Source organism: Lactobacillus sp. UBA5813 (assembly GCF_002417895.1).
Taxonomy (GTDB): Bacteria; Bacillota; Bacilli; order Lactobacillales; family Lactobacillaceae; genus Lactobacillus; species Lactobacillus amylolyticus.
Genome location: NZ_DICZ01000003.1, coordinates 1 through 19,405 on the forward strand (window position 1 = coordinate 1; position 19,405 = coordinate 19,405).

The 19,405-nt window shown below is 32.8% G+C and carries 16 protein-coding genes and 5 pseudogenes; 2 read left to right on the plus strand and 19 right to left on the minus strand.

The features are described 5' to 3' along the window. Nucleotides 1-384, minus strand: a pseudogene (locus B2008_RS00100) (hypothetical protein); the annotation flags it as partial. A gap of 11 nt (nucleotides 385-395) precedes the next feature. After that, nucleotides 396-1,100, minus strand: a pseudogene (locus B2008_RS00105) (ABC transporter ATP-binding protein); the annotation flags it as partial. A 63-nt stretch (nucleotides 1,101-1,163) separates the two neighbouring features. On the opposite strand from B2008_RS00105, the gene B2008_RS00110 reads away from it, so the two are divergent. Further along, nucleotides 1,164-1,772: a DUF4145 domain-containing protein gene (locus B2008_RS00110; protein WP_281828450.1), complete on the plus strand. Its 609-nt coding sequence runs from the start codon at nucleotides 1,164-1,166 to the stop codon at nucleotides 1,770-1,772. Between the two features lie 25 nt (nucleotides 1,773-1,797). Here the strand turns inward: B2008_RS00110 and B2008_RS00115 are convergent, their stop codons facing one another. The 10 genes and pseudogenes from B2008_RS00115 to B2008_RS00155 all read right to left on the minus strand — a co-directional run bounded on the left by B2008_RS00115 (nucleotide 1,798) and on the right by B2008_RS00155 (nucleotide 9,873). Next, nucleotides 1,798-3,063, minus strand: a complete 1,266-nt coding sequence (locus B2008_RS00115; RefSeq protein WP_281828449.1) for a TcaA 3rd/4th domain-containing protein — start codon at nucleotides 3,061-3,063, stop codon at nucleotides 1,798-1,800. 164 nt (nucleotides 3,064-3,227) lie between these two features. Continuing rightward, entirely contained in the window at nucleotides 3,228-3,851 is a 624-nt protein-coding gene (locus B2008_RS00120) for a hypothetical protein (protein WP_281828447.1), read from the minus strand. Nucleotides 3,852-4,014: 163 nt separating this feature from the next. Further along, a complete protein-coding gene (galU, locus tag B2008_RS00125; RefSeq protein WP_281828446.1) occupies nucleotides 4,015-4,896 on the minus strand; it encodes a UTP--glucose-1-phosphate uridylyltransferase GalU in 882 nt (293 codons plus the stop codon). Between the two features lie 174 nt (nucleotides 4,897-5,070). Continuing rightward, a pseudogene (locus B2008_RS08260) lies at nucleotides 5,071-5,175 on the minus strand (transcriptional regulator); the annotation flags it as partial. Nucleotides 5,176-5,337: 162 nt separating this feature from the next. Beyond that, nucleotides 5,338-6,894, minus strand: coding sequence for an ATP-binding protein (locus B2008_RS00130; protein WP_281828445.1), 1,557 nt, complete (start codon nucleotides 6,892-6,894; stop codon nucleotides 5,338-5,340). A gap of 444 nt (nucleotides 6,895-7,338) precedes the next feature. Continuing rightward, a complete protein-coding gene (locus tag B2008_RS00135; RefSeq protein ID WP_286822204.1) occupies nucleotides 7,339-7,554 on the minus strand; it encodes a helix-turn-helix domain-containing protein in 216 nt (71 codons plus the stop codon). Between the two features lie 98 nt (nucleotides 7,555-7,652). Continuing rightward, nucleotides 7,653-8,189 (minus strand): annotated as a pseudogene (locus B2008_RS00140) (Abi family protein). Between the two features lie 607 nt (nucleotides 8,190-8,796). Beyond that, nucleotides 8,797-9,105: a multidrug transporter gene (locus B2008_RS00145; protein ID WP_281828443.1), complete on the minus strand. Its 309-nt coding sequence runs from the start codon at nucleotides 9,103-9,105 to the stop codon at nucleotides 8,797-8,799. A gap of 388 nt (nucleotides 9,106-9,493) precedes the next feature. Beyond that, on the minus strand, nucleotides 9,494-9,700 hold the full coding sequence (locus B2008_RS00150) for a hypothetical protein (RefSeq protein ID WP_281828442.1): 207 nt from the start codon (nucleotides 9,698-9,700) through the stop codon (nucleotides 9,494-9,496). Next, nucleotides 9,697-9,873 carry a type II toxin-antitoxin system HicA family toxin gene (locus tag B2008_RS00155; protein ID WP_345739786.1) on the minus strand — a complete coding sequence of 59 codons (177 nt, stop codon included), beginning with the start codon at nucleotides 9,871-9,873 and terminating at the stop codon, nucleotides 9,697-9,699. The genes B2008_RS00150 and B2008_RS00155 overlap by 4 nt, the downstream gene beginning before the upstream one ends. Nucleotides 9,874-10,064: 191 nt before the next feature. Between B2008_RS00155 and B2008_RS00160 the strand changes: the two are divergent. Beyond that, nucleotides 10,065-11,245: pseudogene (locus tag B2008_RS00160) on the plus strand (IS256 family transposase). 425 nt (nucleotides 11,246-11,670) lie between these two features. Here the strand turns inward: B2008_RS00160 and B2008_RS00165 are convergent. The 7 genes from B2008_RS00165 to B2008_RS00195 form a co-directional block, all read right to left on the minus strand. Beyond that, nucleotides 11,671-11,931 carry a hypothetical protein gene (locus tag B2008_RS00165; protein ID WP_281828441.1) on the minus strand — a complete coding sequence of 87 codons (261 nt, stop codon included), beginning with the start codon at nucleotides 11,929-11,931 and terminating at the stop codon, nucleotides 11,671-11,673. A 190-nt stretch (nucleotides 11,932-12,121) separates the two neighbouring features. Further along, a complete protein-coding gene (locus B2008_RS00170; RefSeq protein ID WP_281828438.1) occupies nucleotides 12,122-13,135 on the minus strand; it encodes an acyltransferase in 1,014 nt (337 codons plus the stop codon). Nucleotide 13,136: 1 nt separating this feature from the next. Next, complete coding sequence (locus B2008_RS00175; protein ID WP_281828437.1) at nucleotides 13,137-14,564, minus strand: flippase; 1,428 nt, start codon at nucleotides 14,562-14,564, stop codon at nucleotides 13,137-13,139. Between the two features lie 5 nt (nucleotides 14,565-14,569). Beyond that, nucleotides 14,570-15,460, minus strand: coding sequence for a beta-1,6-N-acetylglucosaminyltransferase (locus tag B2008_RS00180; protein ID WP_281828435.1), 891 nt, complete (start codon nucleotides 15,458-15,460; stop codon nucleotides 14,570-14,572). Between the two features lie 6 nt (nucleotides 15,461-15,466). Further along, nucleotides 15,467-16,573, minus strand: coding sequence for a UDP-galactopyranose mutase (gene glf / locus B2008_RS00185; RefSeq protein WP_281828434.1), 1,107 nt, complete (start codon nucleotides 16,571-16,573; stop codon nucleotides 15,467-15,469). A 763-nt stretch (nucleotides 16,574-17,336) separates the two neighbouring features. Beyond that, entirely contained in the window at nucleotides 17,337-18,461 is a 1,125-nt protein-coding gene (locus tag B2008_RS00190) for a hypothetical protein (protein WP_281828432.1), read from the minus strand. 40 nt (nucleotides 18,462-18,501) lie between these two features. Continuing rightward, entirely contained in the window at nucleotides 18,502-19,398 is an 897-nt protein-coding gene (locus B2008_RS00195) for a glycosyltransferase family 2 protein (RefSeq protein WP_281828429.1), read from the minus strand. Between the last annotated feature and the right edge of the window lie 7 nt (nucleotides 19,399-19,405).

Here is a 19,405-nt window from a genome sequence, read left to right on the forward strand (position 1 = left end):
GGTTGACGTTCTTGTAAAGTTGTCCTGCCAGTATCGGGAAAGATTAGTTTTTTCTGGTGCGTTATTAAGCAGGTTGAGGGCAGATATTGGCGAAAAAGCGAGGATAAGGCGCAGGAATGTATTCAAGCGGATAGAGATGAATGCATTTACATAATATTTTCTAACATAAACCAGCGTAATTAACCCGAGCAGCGCAATCCCAAACATAAAGACGAAATGCGTAATTGTAAATGAAATTTTCAATGCTCCTTTTAAAAAGGCAGGATTCAGCGCGATCGTCATAAACATATAAAAGATGGCACTAGCCAAAGTCAAACCAGGGAATAAAACCGCGTAATCTTTAAAGCGGCTTTTAAGACCGGTAAAAGATAATTTCCAAAGCATTCAAACCCCTCCTAACGTCTGCCCAATTCAGCGATAATATCCTGGTAAAATTCTTCAATATCCTGGTAAAATTCTTCATTGCTCTTATTTTCTTTCAGCAGTTCTTTACCAATGCGACCATCTTTGATGAACAAAATTCTTTGTGCATAAGAAGCTGAGTAAGGATCATGCGTTACCATCAAAATTGAAACGTGATCCTTATGGTTCAAGTCAGCCATGGTCTCAAGCAATTCAGTCGCTGCTTTTGAATCAAGCGCACCTGTTGGCTCATCCCCGTACAAAATAGCTGGATTATGAACCAAAGCTCTAGCTGATGCGACCCGTTGCTTTTGTCCACCAGAAATTTCTGCTGGATATTTATTTAAAATCTGTTCTATCCCTAATCGGCTCGCAATCGCATCAACTCGATCATTAATCATTCTGGACTTAACATTTTGCAGGGCAAGCGGCAGAGCAATATTTTCACGATTGGTTAAATTCTCCAACAGGTTAAAATCTTGGAAAATAAAACCAATCTCCTTGCCGCGAAAGTCGGCCATCTCATTTTTGCGCAGCTTGGTAATGTCTTGACCATTAACGTAAACACTGCCCGTGGTCGGCTTATCCAATGTGGATAAAATGTTGAGCAAAGTGTTTTTTCCTGAACCAGACGCACCCATGATGCCCACAAATTTGCCTTTTTCCACAGAAAAATCAACGCCCTTTAATGCCTGGATTTTGTCAACGGTATTTCGTAAAAAAGTTTATAATCAGTAATAAGAAAAGTGAGGGAAAAGCCCATGGTAGAAGCAAATTTTGCTTATTTAAAAAATAGCAAACTCTTAAAAAAAGAATTCTCTACAGCCGACAAAATTCGCAAGCTTTACGAGATTGATGATTACCGCGACGCCATGATCAACGCCCGGAGATTGCTCGAAAGCGTAACACGCAAGATTATCGACTGGGAAAACTTGAACCCATATTATCCGATCCCTTCCGGTCAGCAGCGAAATCTGCGCAGCAACATCCAATATTTGCGAGAAAATCTGACTTATCCACTGAGTATCTACAACTTGTTCGACGAAGTGCGACGTATCGGCAATGAAGCCGTTCATGCCAGCAATTTTAAGACCAGCAAAGACCAGGCCTGGCACGTAATTTGCGACATCAACGATATTCTGGTCTTTCTTCTGAATTCCTATGAAGAAGAAAGGCTCAGCTACATGCGACCCGATATCATGCTGGAAGCAATTGATCATCCCGAAAAATTCAAGCCGCGCAAAGTTATCAACAACTTCACCCAGCAGCCTGTTAAAAACGAAAACGTTGTTCAAGCACAAGAATTTTTAAAAACAAAAAAGAAAAAACGCCGCCGTTTTGGTTGGCTGCGTCATTTTCTCAAACACTAAAAAACAAGACCCGAAGGTCTTGTTTTTATTTTGTCTGTTTTCCGAGGGATTTAATTACCTGCGTTTGTGAACTGTTGTGGAAAATTGCACCCTCATAGTTGATAACTTTCTTGTGCTTTTTGCCTTTTTCACGATACTTATACACAAGTTGATAAGAGACATCGCTGTAATTGCTGCCAGCAGGCATGATCTTAGTGATCGTTACTGTTAGCTTAAGGTTCTTCTTGTCCTTCTTAAAGGCCTTCACCTGCTTCTTCAAATCTTTGTAAGCTTGATTGTCCTTGCCATTTTCAAAAGTAGTCTCATCAGGCTTAGTGTAGTTATTGTAGAGCAGCTGTGCAGCCTCGGTTTGATCAATCAACCCCGGCCAGATTGGATTAACAATGTAGTCGCCTTCTACATCCTGATAAACGTCCTGCTTTTGATTACCATCATAATTGCTTGGCGTACCATAGTCTTCATCATCGTCGTCACTATTAGAAAATTCAGTCTCAATCGATGAAGACAAGTCTTTTACCTTTTCGGACTTAATGGTTTTGCCATTATAGGTTGATTTGATGTAAAGCTCCATGTTTTTGGCCAGCGGATAATTCTTGAAGGTGACCTGCCCATATTTGTCGAGCGTCTTCACCTTGCGATCGTTAATATAGACGACGCCGTTTGGAACGCTGCGGATTTGGAAAGTTCCTGTCTTAATAATCATGTTGATCGTCTTATTTGACCAAATGTTGACGATCGCATCGGCCTTGAGCTTGCGACCAGAAACCTTGGTTTTAACTAGCAAGTGATAGCGTCCTGGGAAAATCAGCCCCAAATCAGAGTAGAAGTTCTGATCGGCACCTTCCATTTTGCCAAAACTTTCTTTATCCACAATTAAAGTAGAGCCTGCATGGTTGGTTTCCACTTGCGGGCGGTAAACTTGGATACGCAGACTATATTTTGGAAACAGGAAGAAATACGTCCCGGATTCGATCAGCTTAATCTGATCGCTGTATTTGCCCTTGCGCAAGTTAGCGCTAAGCTGTTTGGCTGCTTGTTTATTTTCTTTAAAATACTGCTGCAGCGGCTTCAATTTAGCGTCAGTTACTGTAACATCAGGATCTGAAGCCACGACATATTTAGCCATTTTTTTGCTAGGATCGTTGATGCAGCTGACGATGTGATCAATTTGTCTGCCCTTTTGGTAATAAATTGAACCCCAGCCGTAAAAGACACCGAAAGCAATCAGTAGGATAATGAAGGCCACCAATTTTGGATGTCGTTTATACAGCTTTTTCTTATTTTTTGTCATGTTTCTCACCTATAACCCTCATGTATTTAGCCTATCAATTTTAAAATAAATAGCAAAGATTTTTTCTTAAATAAATTGGTCCTCAACTATTAAAAGATAAAAATCAGGAAAAACAAAGCCAAATACCTTATGGTACTTGACTTTACGTAGAAAAAACGCTGGTATTAAATCCAACGTTCGAGCTTTTCTTTCGGTACGATAATGCACCAGATTAATGTGATTAAGCTGACAACAATAATTAAAACAGAAACAAAGTCCAAGATCCGCTCAATGGCAGCTGTACTACGGTAAGCCATCTCATCGTGGCCCGAATATTTTTGCGTTAGTAAGGCAATGTACTGCGACATGTTGTAGCCGTAATGGTCAAAATTATCGGTATTCTTCGCCGTAATGCCTACTTGCTTAAGCGAAAGCTTGCTGTTCTGCAGCTGCTGCACGACATATTTTGAACTGCTGTCCATGCTGCTGGCAAAATCACGTGCGTTATCGGCTGGCGTGATCACAAGACGCAAATAGCGCTTATCCGATTGTGACCAGCTCTTCTTATCAGTCGGTGCGATTTGAATTACCGTTTTATTGCCACGATATTTTTTTAAATCTTCATTCGTGAAGCTTGCTTGAATTTGCGGCTGGCTATTGCTGCTTAAGTGGCTGCTGTTGATGTAAGTATTGATGTTGGGGATGATTTCGAAGTTAACCAGAGCCACAACTAAAATCAGTAGCATGTTGATGAAGAGCCGCAGTCGATCATTCGCAAGCTTTTTCTTTCTTAAAAGTCTATTTTGCATCTCATCCTTCTCTTTTGCTTTGGGATAAATTCCATAATAAGTATAGTACAAGGGATTCAGCTTGAAGGCAAATAAGGTTATTCTTATTTAAATGTTTGGAATTTGTTTTTACAAAAAATGAGAACGCACCATATTAGATGCGTTCTCATTTTTTCTATCTAAATTATTTACTTAATTTCTTACCCATCTCAATGATGTACTTCTTCAGAGCATCGCGAGTTTCAGGGTGGCGCAAACCATATTGGATCGAGGTCTCAAGGTAGCCTTCCTTGTTGCCAACATCGAAGCGTTGACCCTTGAAGACATGAGCAAAGACGCGTTGAGTCTTGTTCATAGTATCGATGGCGTCAGTCAACTGAACTTCGCCACCGCGTCCTGGCTTGGTGTGTTCCAAAATGTCGAAAATTTCTGGCGTTAACAAGTAACGGCCAATAATTGCGTAATCACTTGGAGCATCTTCAACCGCCGGCTTTTCCACAAAACTTTTGACATTAATCAAACCAGGCTCAATCTCATCTTCAGGTGCGATCACACCATACTTGGAAACTTCTTCATGCGGCACCTTCATCACAGCAATGGTTGAGGCATGAGTCTTATCATAATCGTTCATCAACTGCTTGGTTAGCGGCACCTTGTCGTGCATCAAATCATCGCCCAGCATAACAACGAATGGTTCATTGCCGACGAAACTGCGAGCGCGGTAAATTGCATCGCCAAGGCCAGCTGGATATGGCTGACGAGTGTAGTACAAGTTGATACCCAAATCCGTAACTTCTTGGGTCAAATTCAGCAGTTCAATCTTGCCAGTACTCTTCAAATCTTGCTCCAATTCAGGGTTTGAATCGAAGTGGTTTTCGATTGACCGCTTGTTTTTGCCATTAACGATCAAAATATCTTCGATGCCGGCCTTCTTTGCTTCTTCAACGATAAATTGAATGGTTGGCTTATCAACAATCGGCAGCATTTCCTTAGGCATGGCCTTGGTAGCTGGTAAAAAGCGGGTCCCCAGTCCCGCAGCGGGAATAACAGCTTTTCTCACTTTCATAATTTGCTCCTTCAAACAAGTAAACACACTTCTAATTGTAGCAAAAATTCGCGCGTTTTTGTTTAAAAGTTGATTAGATCTTAGCTGAATTCGTGCAAATATGCAATAAAAGAAAAAGACCACATCAAATTTATGATGTGATCGTTCGTAGTAAGCCTATTTTTCAGATTTTAATTACACCAAAACAAGCTTGATTTGCCGATGAGCAGCTTCAGCAATATCGGATAATAAGCCAACAGATACATTCATCGATCCTGATTCAATTCTTGCTATCGTAGATTGATCTAAACCTTATTGATCTAACAATCATCTAAAACTGTGAGCCTTTTCAATATCGTATTGATGGGGATCTAAACCTTATTGATCTAACAATCATCTAAAACTACAGACTAAAAGTAGTGTAATACTTCATCAAATATTATCTACTTAGCACTATTATTTTTAAATTACAAAAAAATAAACTCCTCTTTTTTCTTTTCGCATTATATTAATTTGACAACATTTTCTTATTATTCTAGAAGCATACGAAGACTTTATATTAAATGAATTAGCAACTGCCTCACGATTAAATGAATATTTCGTTCCATATTTTTTATAAAAATCCATTATTTTAGAAATTGTTTTTTCTTGAAAAATTTTGTTTATCCCTTTGTTATCCCACGCTTCTAAAATTAAATGATAATCTATTTCATTAGAGAGTCGTATTTTATTATATTGAAGTGTACTATTTTGAACTTGAAGTGTACTATTTTGAACTTGAAGTGTACTATTCTTGCCCTGAAGTGTACTATCTTTGCTCTGAAGTGTACTATTTTGTTCATTCAACTCTTTATTTTCTACTAAAGTAGCTACACTACGATTAGGTAAAGTAACTAAAAACACAGTACTATCTGAATAAAATTCTGGTTGTTCAATAAGTCCTTTATAAGAATTTAGAATTCTTTGAATTCCACTGCCTCTGCGGTCCATATAATGTAAACGTCCAAAAATATCTGAAATAATTTCATTTCGTCTCATAGAAGGGACATGTTGCAAATTAAGATCTTGAATTCGACTTCCATTCATCATGCCGCCTGGAGAAACTATTTCCATTCGATCATCAAACATATCGATATGAACTTCTGAACCTTGTATTTGATAATCACGGTGGATTAAAGCGTTAACTAAAACTTCACGAACAGCTTTAAATGGATAATCACTATTTTCTTCTCGACGCATTCCACGAATAGTCCAAGGATTTTTTGAATTAGTTCTAATAAAGGCTTCCGCATTAGATAATAAAGTAATTAAGCTAGCATCTTCAAATTCTTCATCATCTAAAGCATCGCCTTCAATACTCCCTTTTTCTATTCCTTTCCATCTAGTACATACTATTTTAGACTGTGGTAAATATCCCTGATCACACAATAGTAAACCAGCATTTGTTACAATATTTTTTTCTGTAATAAAACCCATAGATATTAAATCACGTGAAAGATCAAAGTCATCGCCAGTTTCTTTCTTAAAAGTAGCTGCTAATAAAGTAAAACTAACATCTGACAACTTGTAACTTGTAGGTAGCGCATCAAAAGTTTTATTTATTCCCTTAAGTAAAAGATTATTTTGTTCTACTGCTGTTGCTCTTTCTGAACGATCTCCATGACGGATATAAATCTTCCGATCTTGCTTATTAACATAATAATAAGGATAATTTGGACCATCTGTTACTTCAAGATCAATACCAATTTTATCTCCACTATTTATCGGCCTTATCTCAAACCTGGGTTGCGGGTCAATTCTAGCAGAAATTAATTCTGAAATTTTTGTAGACGTTTTTTGCGGATCATCTATACCTACAAATTTATGAGTATCATCGGTAACTCCAAAAACGATATGACCACCTTTAGTGTTAGCAAATGCTACTACAGATTTTAACCAGCTAACAGGTTTCTCTATTTCTAATGAGAGTTTATAGTCAAGATAAGTAGCTTCTATATTCTTAACCTCTTGCCAATTCATGATTACACTTCCTTTTTATTTCTATAGATATCACCAGAACATATGATCATACAATTATTATACAAGACTGATCATCTATGAAGAAACTTGATTTCTACAAAATTATTTAAGATTCCATAGAATTTTCTATCTAAATTAGAAATCAAAATTATTGACAATTTAGCCAATGAATAAGAAACTAATATTACAATTGAAACAAGAACTTATAGTTCTTTTTGGAAGAATAGACATCTGATTAGGTTGTTACTATTCGGGACTTTTTCTTAAGGATCGTTTTCACTATTGAAAACGATCCTTTTTATTTAAAGTCAACCATCAAATTTATAAAGTCTATTATTAGTTTAGATTAATAAAAAATATAGCCTTACGATTAATTTGGTAGGCTAATATTTTCTGCACATTTCTATTTTCTCTTCTGCCATGATGAACATAGTGCTTTACATGTCATCTTACGATGATTTTTGCTATCGTAGATTGCGGCTTGCCAACATAGTTTGCAAATTCCTTTTGCGACATTTCTAAATCGTCACGCATATCACGCAAAATGACAGCAGCATCTATGTTTAGACTTTCTCTTTGATATTCTTTTGCTAGCTTGGGATTCTTTTTAATATTTTTTTGAATGTAGTTAGCAATATAACTCATTATTTCTTTTTCCATATTTTTCATTCTGAAGGTATGAAAAAAGCATCATACAAATAATGCATGATGCTTAAGACCTGAATCGACTAGGCTCGAAGCTTCGTTGACCAACGTCATTAGCGCTGATTCCTTAAATCTGATTGTATCAAATATTCAACTAAAGAATCCAGTTTTACCAAGAAATTTTTATGTATATTATAGGTTTTAAATTCAATTGGAACCTTTGCTTTAGTTTTTAATCTAAAATCAGCCAATAAACCATTGTGACAGCAAATATTTCTAATTAAATTAATATTATCTAACCAACTAACTAATTCATCTGTCTTACAACCAAAATAAGCTGAAATTTGATCTCTATTATTTTTGCTCATCAACTTATATATGTGGATACTCTCACCTAAAGTTAACTCATTCATTAATAGCCAGATTGGTGGATTAACCCTGTCACTTGTGGAAGCAAATTTATGCATATCATATGAGGCAGACTTTCTTACTTTTGCAGGAATTTTGGCTAAAAAATTAAGTTGCTCCTTTTGAATGATATATTTATCCATAAACTTATTTTTGGAATTTCTTTGACACTACACTCGAAAATTCAAATATCCGTATGGCCCATATTTTCGACCTAATACGTTACTTATTTTTGTGTTCAAAGTAGTTTCGATATCTTCGACAGCATGTAATACAGCTTGCTTAAGATGTTTATCTCGATAAATCTAGCAACTAAATTATCAAAATCAATATTTTTAATTGCTTTATTAAGTGGCTAACCTCTTCATTATTTTATCGAATTGGTTTTTGAGTCTTCATAAGTGCATAAAAAACCCTTGCGATAGGACGTATCCATTAGAGCAAGGGGATTGATCTTTCTACAATTATTCTAATAAATATCGAGCTTCAAAGCAAATATGATTTATAAAACATATGTTCTAGTTAATAATAACAAAGGTTCATATGAATAACAACTATTAAAACATATTTCTAAGTAAACTCTCGCTACTCAACTATTTTACGGTCTAAAATTCTTAGCAGCTGTTTCTTTATTATGAAACAATAAATTTCTACTTTCTAATATAGAAATTTGTTGTTCAATTGTTTTGAAAGGCTTATCGATTCTATTATTCATAAAAAACTCCTATAAACAAAAATGGAATATACCCGAAGGCATATCCTACTTTGCGATCGCATAGCAATCAATAAACTAGATTAGTGCCACTTTACTGTTTTTATTAGTAAATGTCAATCTAGGCCAATCATCTACTATAAAAACTGATCTATCCAGTCCGTTACATCCTTACTGAAATCAACTAAATCTTCCCTGCTGATCACGCCAGCATTCATTAGACTTAGGATATCTACAAAAAAGTCACTGTGCCTGACATCGATAGCCACACCCGGCGACTTTATATCATAACGTATTCTTTTTTCCAACTTCCAGAAATTAGTTGAGGGATTATTATTTTCACTCAAGAGAGCAATATATTCTTTATTGAGCTTAGCCATATATCTTTCTTGCCACTTAGGAAGCAGACTTCTATATAATTTCCAATCATAATCAGATACTTCCATATGCTTTACTCTTTTCTATGTATAAATCAGCCTACTGCTCTTCTATTTTTCCATCATTTCTAACCATAAACATACTATACACTATAGTATTTAAATCAAAATCCTTTTTTATACCAAAAAAGAGAAGGTACCAAGTACCTTCTCACATTACAACAACCTTTAATAAAAGATTGAAGCGGCTTTCGCCATAGTTTCTGATATTATCATAGCTAATTTGCATTTAACAAATCAAACTCAAAGCGGGCCTTACATTATTATAGAACCCTTATTTCTTATTAGTTTTATTAAAAACGGATGCTAGATTTATCTATAGCCTCAAACATATATCAAAATATATTACGCTAAACCTACAGAAAAAATATCATTCCATTCAGATTTAGCTAATTTATTATTTACTTTTTTCTGGCTTTTCACCATTTATACTACAATTTTCTAAATAGTCATCTATTCCATTTTTAAAGTCAGCTTTTAATTCCCCAATATTATTTCCTTCATAAGAAATAATTGTATTTTTCAAACCTAAAACATGACCAAATAAAATATCGTCTTCTGTTTCAATTGTCCCTCTATATCCTTTGTATTCGAGTAAACTCATAATCTGATCCCTGCTTTCTTTAGCCCCTCTTTCAAGTCTCTTATTTGATATGCTTTAAGAGTATTTCGAGGGTGTGGTTTGTGTAAATCAATTTTAACATCGCCACGTTGAAATTGCACACGAGAGCCACTGCTTCGTCCTTTATTTGTCAACTTGAAATTAAAATGATTCATTAATATTTTTGCTTCATCAAATGTAAAATCCTTAGTTGGATCATTTATTTTAACTTTTAGAGACTGTAAAATAGTTTGTGTAAGGATGAATGATTCCTTAAATTAATTTCTGAAAACATTAGAAAAAGGAGTTCCTTTCTCGTATGATTGGATTGAACAAAAAAACAACATACAGAAAGAAGAACTCCTTCATGAATGATTTTACCAAAAATATGGCTCAAGCACTCCAATAATCAAGACAAAGTTAATGATTTTTTGCGCAAGGAAATTCAAACTGCAGTTAATCAATTGCTTGAAGCTGAATTGACTGCCTTTTTAGGCTATGATCCTTATGCAAAAAGCGGCTGGAACTCTGGCAATTCCAGAAACGGCATTTATTATCGCAAGGTTGATACGCAGTTTGGCCAGATCGAAATTCAGGTTCCCAGAGACAGAAACGGCGAATTTCATCAGCACACTCTGCCTGACTACAAGCAGCACTCGGACGTCTTGGAAAGCATGATTATCAAGCTTTATGCCAAAGGTGTCACTACCAGAGAAATAGCCGATCTGATTGAAAAGATGTACGGCAGCCATTACAGTCCGGCTCAGGTATCAAATATTTCCAAGCAAATGATTCCAAAGGTTGAAGCCTACCACAAACGCAAGCTTAGCGACAGGTTCTTTTGCGTTTATCTTGACGCAACGTATCTTCCGCTGTGCCGAGAAAACGTTTGAGCGTGAAGCCGTCTATATTGCCATCGGCATCAGGCCCAATGGCCATAAAAAAGTAATCGACTACTGCATAACACCCAGCGAAAACGTCGAAGTTTGGACTGAAATGCTTCAAAACATGAGATCGCGGGATTTGAAGCAAGTCGAGCTTTTCTTGTCTGACGGTGTTGTCGGCATGAAAACAGCTCTGGCAAAGACTTATCCCAAAGCACATTTTCAGCGCTGCCTGGTTCATGTCATGCGCAATATTTGCAATAAAGTGCGTGTTGACGATCGTGAGACAATCATGAACGATTTCAAGCAGATTCATAGGCAGCCTAACAAGACAGCCGCCGTACAAACTCTTCATGCATTCTATGACAAATGGAACAAGGCATACAATCATGTCATCAGGAATCTAAAAGACATTGAGCCTGATCTATTGGTCTTTTACAACTATCTCAAACAGATCAGACCCTCAATCTATTCCACCAACATGATTGAATCCTTTAACAATGTCGTTAAACGCAAGGCAAAGCCCAAAGCAGAGTTTCCAAGTGAGCAGTCGCTTGATACTTTCATTGGCATTCAGGCAATGAGCTACAATGATCGCTACTTCAACCGAATCCATAAGGGCTTTGGCCAAGTGCAGGATACATTGGAATCCTATTTTGAATAAAAGATAAATTAAAAAATCAATTAACGAGAAAGATATATTTACACAAACTATTTGACAGTTTCGTTTTTCCATACTTCTAATAACTCATAAGTATTTAAAATATGCTTACTAAATACAGTATTTTTACATAGAGCAGCATTTTTCTTAGCTCTTCTTTCCGTTACTTCATCTCCACTATTGAAAATAACAAGATTTTTATCACATCTTTTGTAGCAGATCCAATGCATGCTGTTCTTATTACTAGAATTTATGGGAATTAAATAAAAACAATTTTCCTTTATTTGATCATTATATAGTTCTAGATTCTTATGTTTAAAATTATCGGTAATTTCATAATTAATGTCTAAACTAGATTGTTGTAACAGCTTTATAATTGAAGGACGTTTTTGAATAAAAAAATTAACTAAAGTATCTGAGTCATAAAACTACCCAACTAAAGAATAATTTTTTAAAATATCATCCTTATCAAATATATGATCATATTTATTTATATTATTCAAACTTATGGAACTTAAAGCCATATCCCATATTTGACTTGCTATTTTATCCACACAACGTTTTTGTAGTTTTTCCTTTTGATCATCATCATGTAAGATTCCATTTAAAAAGGCATATATACCACAAATAGGTCGACGTCCCTGCTTATAAGCCTTTCCATGTTGTATATTCATTTGCATATCCATCAAAAAAATCCCATCTATATCACAAAAAAGCTCCGATAACCTCTACCCAAGAAATTAACGGAGCTATAACTTAACAAACATCTAAATTATACCAATAAACATTATGCGTTTCACATCAACATAAAAACTCTAACCTTATATCAACAAGGCTAGAGTTAATATCCATATTCAAATTATAAATGCATGATTACTCTTATAACTTAAATAGACGATTAACGACCGGGATTTTAAGAGCTATTTCTACAACAATCATACAGATTATAAAGACAATTGGAATTAATAAAGCCGGATATACATGAAATAATGCAATCTTACTTAAGAAACTAATTGCAAATGATTGTAATATATAAATCCCCATTGTAGCCGGGATTATATATTCAATTACGGTTTCAGCTTTTGGTTGCGACGTTGCAAACAAAGTCATACTAATCACGGAAATTAACATGACTAAGATATTATTATAATTTGCTTCAGCATATCCCCAGCCTATAATTTGACGATTCCATAATGAATAGACGATTAAGATAATGTATAAGAATATATCTAAAATAGAAAAAGCAATAAAATAAGTTTTAAAAAATTCTCTTATTTGACCAAAATGCGCATTACCAACTAAACCACCTAGCAGATAATATTCAAGCCATGTATTAATTCTAAAAACCTGCTGTGTATTACGCATAAATAATGCATAGCCCATATGCAGAGAAAGATCTTGAATTAAACAAATTACGGTTACTACTATGGTTAAGACTAAAAAGTAATTAAAACTTTTTTTAAGAATCCACACCAGAATAGGAGCAATTAGTAACATTATTATTAGTGCCCAGAAAAACCAAAAATGATAAAAGTGACTATCATTTACTCCTGTAAAAAATGATCCTTCTATTTCGTTTAAGAAGTTAAGTTTATGTTTAACAATTAAAACTGCAAAACTATAAAGTATCAACCAACTAAATACTACTATTAAAATATTTTTTATTCTCTTAAATGAATAAGCATATGAAATAGATTTTTTATTAAGAACAAAATATCCACTCGTCATAAAGAAAACAGAAATAGCTAATGTGCCAACATAGTAAAGAGATAAATTAAAAACATTATTAGCAACCATAAGATCCTCTGGAGGTAAACTATGCAATGTAATAACTAAGATACAGGCTATTATCTTTAATAAATCAATCCCAATATTTCTTTTTTTCTTCACCATTTTACTTTCCACATCTATTTTTTATTAGTTCCTCAGCTTGTCCAACAATAGGAGCTCTCAAAAGTATAACCATTACGCCATAAATAATTACACCAACAATAACTTCTATTCCCATCATTAACCAGCTATCTTTCAGATTCTGATTTATCCAAAATACTGGGATAAACATTACTATTCCTGAAATCAAATACTTCCATGAATTAGAGAAAAGCTTCTTATAACTTAATAAGCCTCTAACAGCCCATAACTGATACAGAGTAACGGAAATTTCTGAGATCACAGTTGACCACATAGCTCCATATAACCCCCAATTATGAATCAAAGGAACATTCAAGATTATATTTACAAATGCTCCTACCGTTACTGAAACAGTAAAATCACGTTGATGATGAATCGGCAGTAAATATTGTACTCCTAAGGCATTACTCCAGGCAATTATTAAAATAACAATTGATTCTATCATCATTGCAGGCCCTACTGGTTCATAACCTGAGCCATAATACTTAGGAGCTAGAGTTAACGAAATTGAAGCTAATCCAAACATCATAGGATAAGAAAGTGCTGAGACAAAATCAAATGACTTATAAAGCATTTGATTTACCTTTTTCATATTACCCTTTGATACCGCATTAGCAACGTGAGGAAGCATAACTGTCCCCATAGCAGTTACCAATGCTAAAATCAGTTTTACTAAGTTATCTGAATATTGATAATATCCTGATGCAGTTTCACTAACCATTCCACCAAGCATCGTTTTATTTAATTGAACATATACTTGTGTAGCAATTTGAGGAATAAATAATTCAGCCATGGGTAAAAAATGCTGCCATGGATTTAATATTTTATAGCTTACCTTTGGTAAATCACGTTGGATATTAGGCCATAGAGTTAAATTACCTAATAAAGTTGAAATAGCTAATACAATAATATATAAAGTTACATCATTCGGATTCTTAATAAATACAAAAATAGCAATCATTGAGACTATTTTTACAAAAGAATTTTTTAAGACAGTAACTTTAAAATTCTCTATTCCTTCATAAAACCAGGAAATATCAAATGCAACCGCAACAAGATTAATCGATTGTGCCCACATATAATCTGCTTGTCGAGTATAAAATATCATAAATACTTCAAAAGCTATAAATGAAGCCAGAGTCATAATGGTCTTAACTATCTGTATTTCCCAAAAAGTTTTGGCCATTTTTTCACGATTTTCACGTACATAAGCAATTTGACGATTACCATAATAGCCAATACCCATACTTGCAAAAAGTATAAAATATTGAATTATGGAATTAGTAAATGCATTAGCTCCAACACCTTCCGGTCTAAGAACACGACTAACATAGGCTGAAGTAATTAACGGTACTATAATCGCTAATACTTGATATCCTACATTATAAAGATAATTTTTGATGACTCTCATAACTTCTATTCACTTAAATCATAATTTACTATTTTTTCAATGATTTTTTTATCAACATTTTCATCAAATTTACGTGAAAATAAGTGACCTTTATTTCTAGCATATTCCAATTTAGAATAATCTTTTAATTTCCAAGTATATGGACTCCCATCGCACCAATTTATGTATCGCAAATTTCCTTGAAACTCATTCGGCCTATCATTTACTGGTGAAGAATAATATATTTTATTTTTATATTTTGGAAATATATTAATAAAAATTGGAATAAATAATTCATCTACTAAAAAGCCATCATGAAAAATATCATGAATCATTGTTTGATGTTCAACCAAACTATTAATCAAATCTTGATCTAATGAAACCCAATTTGAACCAAATGCAATTTTACTAATAGATATTCTTCGTTGAGGCAGTTTAGAATATAATTTCATCTCTAATCTATGATAATAATGCATCATTTTACTCGTAGTTCTAAAAGAACTGGCGAAATGATATTTATGCAATCTCATAGCTAATTGTTTTGGCGATAATGCCGCACTATATGTTATAAATTCTTTATTTAAATGTGCATCAAAAAAGTTATGAATCACATCTTGATTTACTAAAGGTAAATCAAGTCCCGATAGCAAATGATAATAATCGTAATTACCATCTTTGGATGAGGCAAACAGTTTTAACTCAGCAGAAATTAGCGAATAATTACCCCAATAAATATCAATAGGATCAATCATATAAAGAGATGAATACATAGGCTTAAAAATATTATAAAATTTATTAATTGATTTTTTATCAATTAATAAATAAATATCATTTCTAGAATCATCTAATGTATTTAATAATAAATTTAGCTGATTCGGATTTCTATTAGCAATAATTAGATATGCATGTTTTCCCAAAACTAATCACCGTAATTCTTTAGTCACTACATCAAACGCAGCTTCAATAACTTGATCCATATTGTAATACTTATATTGACCAAGACGTCCACCAAAGATAACTTTGTCTTGTTTTTTAGCCAATTTAGCATACTTAGCATACAAATCATTATTACGCTTATTATTTACTGGGTAATAAGGCTCATCACCACGGTGCCAATCAGCTGGATATTCACGAGTAATAATAGTCTTACCTTTATCACCTTTACCAAATTCAAAATGCTTGTGTTCAATAATACGAGTATAAGGAACTTTAGCTTCAGTATAATTAATTACCGCATTTCCTTGGTAATTGTCTACATTCTTCTTTTCAGTTTCAAAATGAAGAGAACGATATTCAAGTTCGCCTAATTTATAATCAAAAAATTTATCAATCATGCCTGTGTAGACAATCTTGTCATAATTCTTCAAATACTCATCCTTTTTTTCAAAGAAGTCAGTATTCAATTCAACTGTGATATTAGGATTGTCTAACATTTTTTCAACCATCATGGTATAACCACCAATTGGAATGCCTTGATAATCATCGTTGAAATAATTGTTATCATAAATTAATCGAACTGGAAGACGTTTAATAATAAAAGCAGGTAGTTCTGTACATTTTCTGCCCCATTGTTTTTCAGTGTAGCCTTTGATTAACTTTTCATAAATATCTCGACCAATCAAAGAAATAGCTTGTTCTTCCAAATTTTGAGGTTCTTTACCTGCCATTTCTTGACGTTGCTCATTAATCTTAGCCATAGCTTCTTGTGGTGTTCTAACACCCCACATTTCGCTAAAGGTATTCATATTGAAAGGTAAGTTATACATATGTCCCTTATAATTTGCAACAGGACTATTAGTATAACGGTTAAAGTCCGCAAATTGATGAACATAATCCCAAACTTTTTTATTAGAAGTATGAAAAATATGAGCACCATACATATGAACTTGAATACCATCTATTTCTTTAGTATAGATGTTACCTGCAACATGATCTCTTTTTTCAATAATTGTAACTTTGTTTCCACGTTTTGCAGCCTCATGAGCAAACACTGCTCCGAAAAGGCCTGAACCTATTATTAAATAATGCATTATTCTTATTTTTTCTCTTTTTAAGACAACTTGATCTAGATTATAATTTTTTCGAGAACTTTTTTACCCCTCTGGTACTACTTTATTAGCCAATAAATGCTTGATAATAGCCCTTTAATTTGTTTACTAGATCTTTAACACTTGTAAATACCAATTAATATTTATCTTGTTAAGAATTTCTGACTGCCGAATTCCTACCAATACTAATACTTGTTCATCATAACCTCAGCTGTAGTTCTTCTACAGGCTTCTGAAATAGATCCTAATATAAATATATCTGATTCTTTGTAGTAGTTTCCAATATTCTTGAAAATCTAAAAGATTCAACTTATTCATTTGTATCATTCTCGTTTATAAGTTTTCACAGTCTCTATTTTTTAATTTTTTTCTCCTACAATCCTATATTTAAAATTATCAAGTTTGCTTTTTTAATACTTAATGTGTTAGTTACAATGTCATGTACTTCCTCAGTATATAGACTACCAATTATCAACAAATTATTTTCATTCTTAAATAATACTGTAATACACCAATTTTATTATATATTACTTCAATTTTTTACAAAATATAGAATAAAATTGCTATTGCTTTAACGGATTTATTGATTAATCGATATGCCTTATCCTTATTTCAGATCAAACGATTAATCTTTTTCTAAAAATTCTATAATATGCCAACAGTATTAATGTGCACAATAATTCGGCTTAAAATTATCCAAATCTTTTTGCAACAAAATACTTAATTATCTGTTTTATCGTCCATTTTAATCTTTTATTATGATTTCATCTGTAGCCGTATCATCTTCAACTAATTCATTTAATACTATCCAAAAAAGATTAAAACTAATATTTAAAAACCAAGGGTCGGAAAAAGCTGATAAAAAACAAAATATAATAACGATTGATCGTATATAATTCTGTTGTTTTAAAAGCTTCAATATTAGACGCTGATACAGAACCAACATAATTAATGTTGAAATAATACCAAAATGTAGTAAATATCTTAAAAGTCCACTATCAATTGTAAAATATTGTGCTGGAATAGTTGATTCATAATATGGTTGACCAAATAATTTTATACCGAAGGTATTAATACCGATATACCCATAATTTAACCTTCCACTCAAGATATTATTAATATTTGGAAATTTATAAGCATTTAACGACAAATAGGTAATTAAGCAAATCAATAAAATAGGAATCAAAGATAAAAATATCATCCATTTAAAATTAAACTTAAAGTTAAATCTTGATTTTGTAAAAAATAACCATATTAATAATATGGCAATAGTCAAATAATATGGCATATTTGTATCTGTCATTTTGTAAAGATATTGATTTATTACCAAAAATAATAAGAACCACAATAAACTAAAGGTATTATAATTTATCCATATAAAATATAGGACTATGAAAAATAATAAAAAAGATGAGAAGCTAGGCCAGCCAAAACCCATATAATATCTAATTCTAGAATTAAATACAGTGATTTGATTTGGTATTATTCCAATTAATACTAAAAGTATTATCACACTAAAACTTATAACTCTAATCCAAAAATAGTCTTTAATAATTCTATCCAAATTATATCCATATGAGCAAAGTACAAGTACTATTACTTCTAAAAAAGAACTATCTTTTGCAAAATAGACATTATTTATTATAAAAAAAGTAGCAAGTATAAAAGTAACCAAAATATGCCTATCTTTTATTGTCAAATTCAAGTTTAAAAATTTTGATATTATTAAGATGCCTAAGCCGAAATACCTTAAAATACTAACCAACTGAAGATTAGGATTTGACATAAAATTAATAATAGAAGATAATTCCCAAATAAATAAGCCGAAAATGAATACATAGAAAGAATAATTATTTTGTTTGTAACTCATTAATATCCCCACATTTATTAGATACTTCTACTGATTTTATCTATTTCTCTACTTTGGGATTAAAAGTTATACCAGAAAAAGTACCTTTAAATACAATTCCTGCCTTTTTAAACTTAAATGGCGAATGTGACAACATTAGCTTAACCGGTTGAATTATCCCTTGATTGATAATCAATTTCAACTGGTTCTTTTTTCCATAATATTTTCTTGATATATACATTCTATTTCGGGAATCAAAATAATACCTATTTATTCTATTAGGATTAGATTCCATGAAAATATTTGTAGAAGTATTATTTTTTATTTTGTGTTCTACCATTGAAGAACTTACAAAATAATTATTATAACCTGCTGCATATGATCTAAAAGTATATTCTATATCATCGCCCCATATAAAAAACGGGGCAATAGGATAGCCAATATTTTCTATCATATTTCTAGAAAACAATAAAGACACAAATGACGCAGTCTTTAATTTTATAATTCCATAATTAGATAGTGCATTCCAATCTGGTGAAGTAGTTGGGACATTCATTTTAGCAATAGACCCATCCCTCCATCTAACATTACTTGATAAAAAGCCTAATTTTTTCACTAAAGGAATTTTGTGTACTAATTTTTCTAAAGCATCCTTATTTGGAACCGTATCATCATCCATTATCCAAACATAGTCAGCATCACTATTATTTATAAACGATTTTAATCCTACATTAAAACCACCTGCACCACCCAAATTTCTCTTCAAAGTTATAGATTTAACCTTACTAATTTTGTGTGTAAGACTGTCTAAATATTTTCTAGTACCATCAGTTGAATTATTATCAACAACAAAAATAGTATTTATATTATATGTTTGTCCTAAAACAGAATTAATACATTCTTGTAATAAAGATAATCTATTATAAGTAACTATTACACAATCTATCTTATATTCCATAAAAGTT

What these genes read in the sequence shown, in the direction of transcription:
- glf (WP_281828434.1), bottom strand. Translation starts at nt 16,573, where the DNA reads ATGCATTATTTAATAATAGGTTCAGGCCTTTTCGGAGCAGTGTTTGCT.
- B2008_RS00115 (WP_281828449.1), bottom strand. Translation starts at nt 3,063, where the DNA reads ATGACAAAAAATAAGAAAAAGCTGTATAAACGACATCCAAAATTGGTG.
- B2008_RS00170 (WP_281828438.1), bottom strand. Translation starts at nt 13,135, where the DNA reads ATGGTGAAGAAAAAAAGAAATATTGGGATTGATTTATTAAAGATAATA.
- B2008_RS00150 (WP_281828442.1), bottom strand. Translation starts at nt 9,700, where the DNA reads ATGAGTTTACTCGAATACAAAGGATATAGAGGGACAATTGAAACAGAA.
- B2008_RS00155 (WP_345739786.1), bottom strand. Translation starts at nt 9,873, where the DNA reads ATGAATCATTTTAATTTCAAGTTGACAAATAAAGGACGAAGCAGTGGC.
- B2008_RS00190 (WP_281828432.1), bottom strand. Translation starts at nt 18,461, where the DNA reads ATGAGTTACAAACAAAATAATTATTCTTTCTATGTATTCATTTTCGGC.
- B2008_RS00145 (WP_281828443.1), bottom strand. Translation starts at nt 9,105, where the DNA reads ATGGAAGTATCTGATTATGATTGGAAATTATATAGAAGTCTGCTTCCT.
- B2008_RS00135 (WP_286822204.1), bottom strand. Translation starts at nt 7,554, where the DNA reads ATGGAAAAAGAAATAATGAGTTATATTGCTAACTACATTCAAAAAAAT.
- B2008_RS00120 (WP_281828447.1), bottom strand. Translation starts at nt 3,851, where the DNA reads ATGCAAAATAGACTTTTAAGAAAGAAAAAGCTTGCGAATGATCGACTG.
- B2008_RS00195 (WP_281828429.1), bottom strand. Translation starts at nt 19,398, where the DNA reads ATGGAATATAAGATAGATTGTGTAATAGTTACTTATAATAGATTATCT.
- galU (WP_281828446.1), bottom strand. Translation starts at nt 4,896, where the DNA reads ATGAAAGTGAGAAAAGCTGTTATTCCCGCTGCGGGACTGGGGACCCGC.
- B2008_RS00175 (WP_281828437.1), bottom strand. Translation starts at nt 14,564, where the DNA reads ATGAGAGTCATCAAAAATTATCTTTATAATGTAGGATATCAAGTATTA.
- B2008_RS00130 (WP_281828445.1), bottom strand. Translation starts at nt 6,894, where the DNA reads ATGAATTGGCAAGAGGTTAAGAATATAGAAGCTACTTATCTTGACTAT.
- B2008_RS00110 (WP_281828450.1), top strand. Translation starts at nt 1,164, where the DNA reads ATGGTAGAAGCAAATTTTGCTTATTTAAAAAATAGCAAACTCTTAAAA.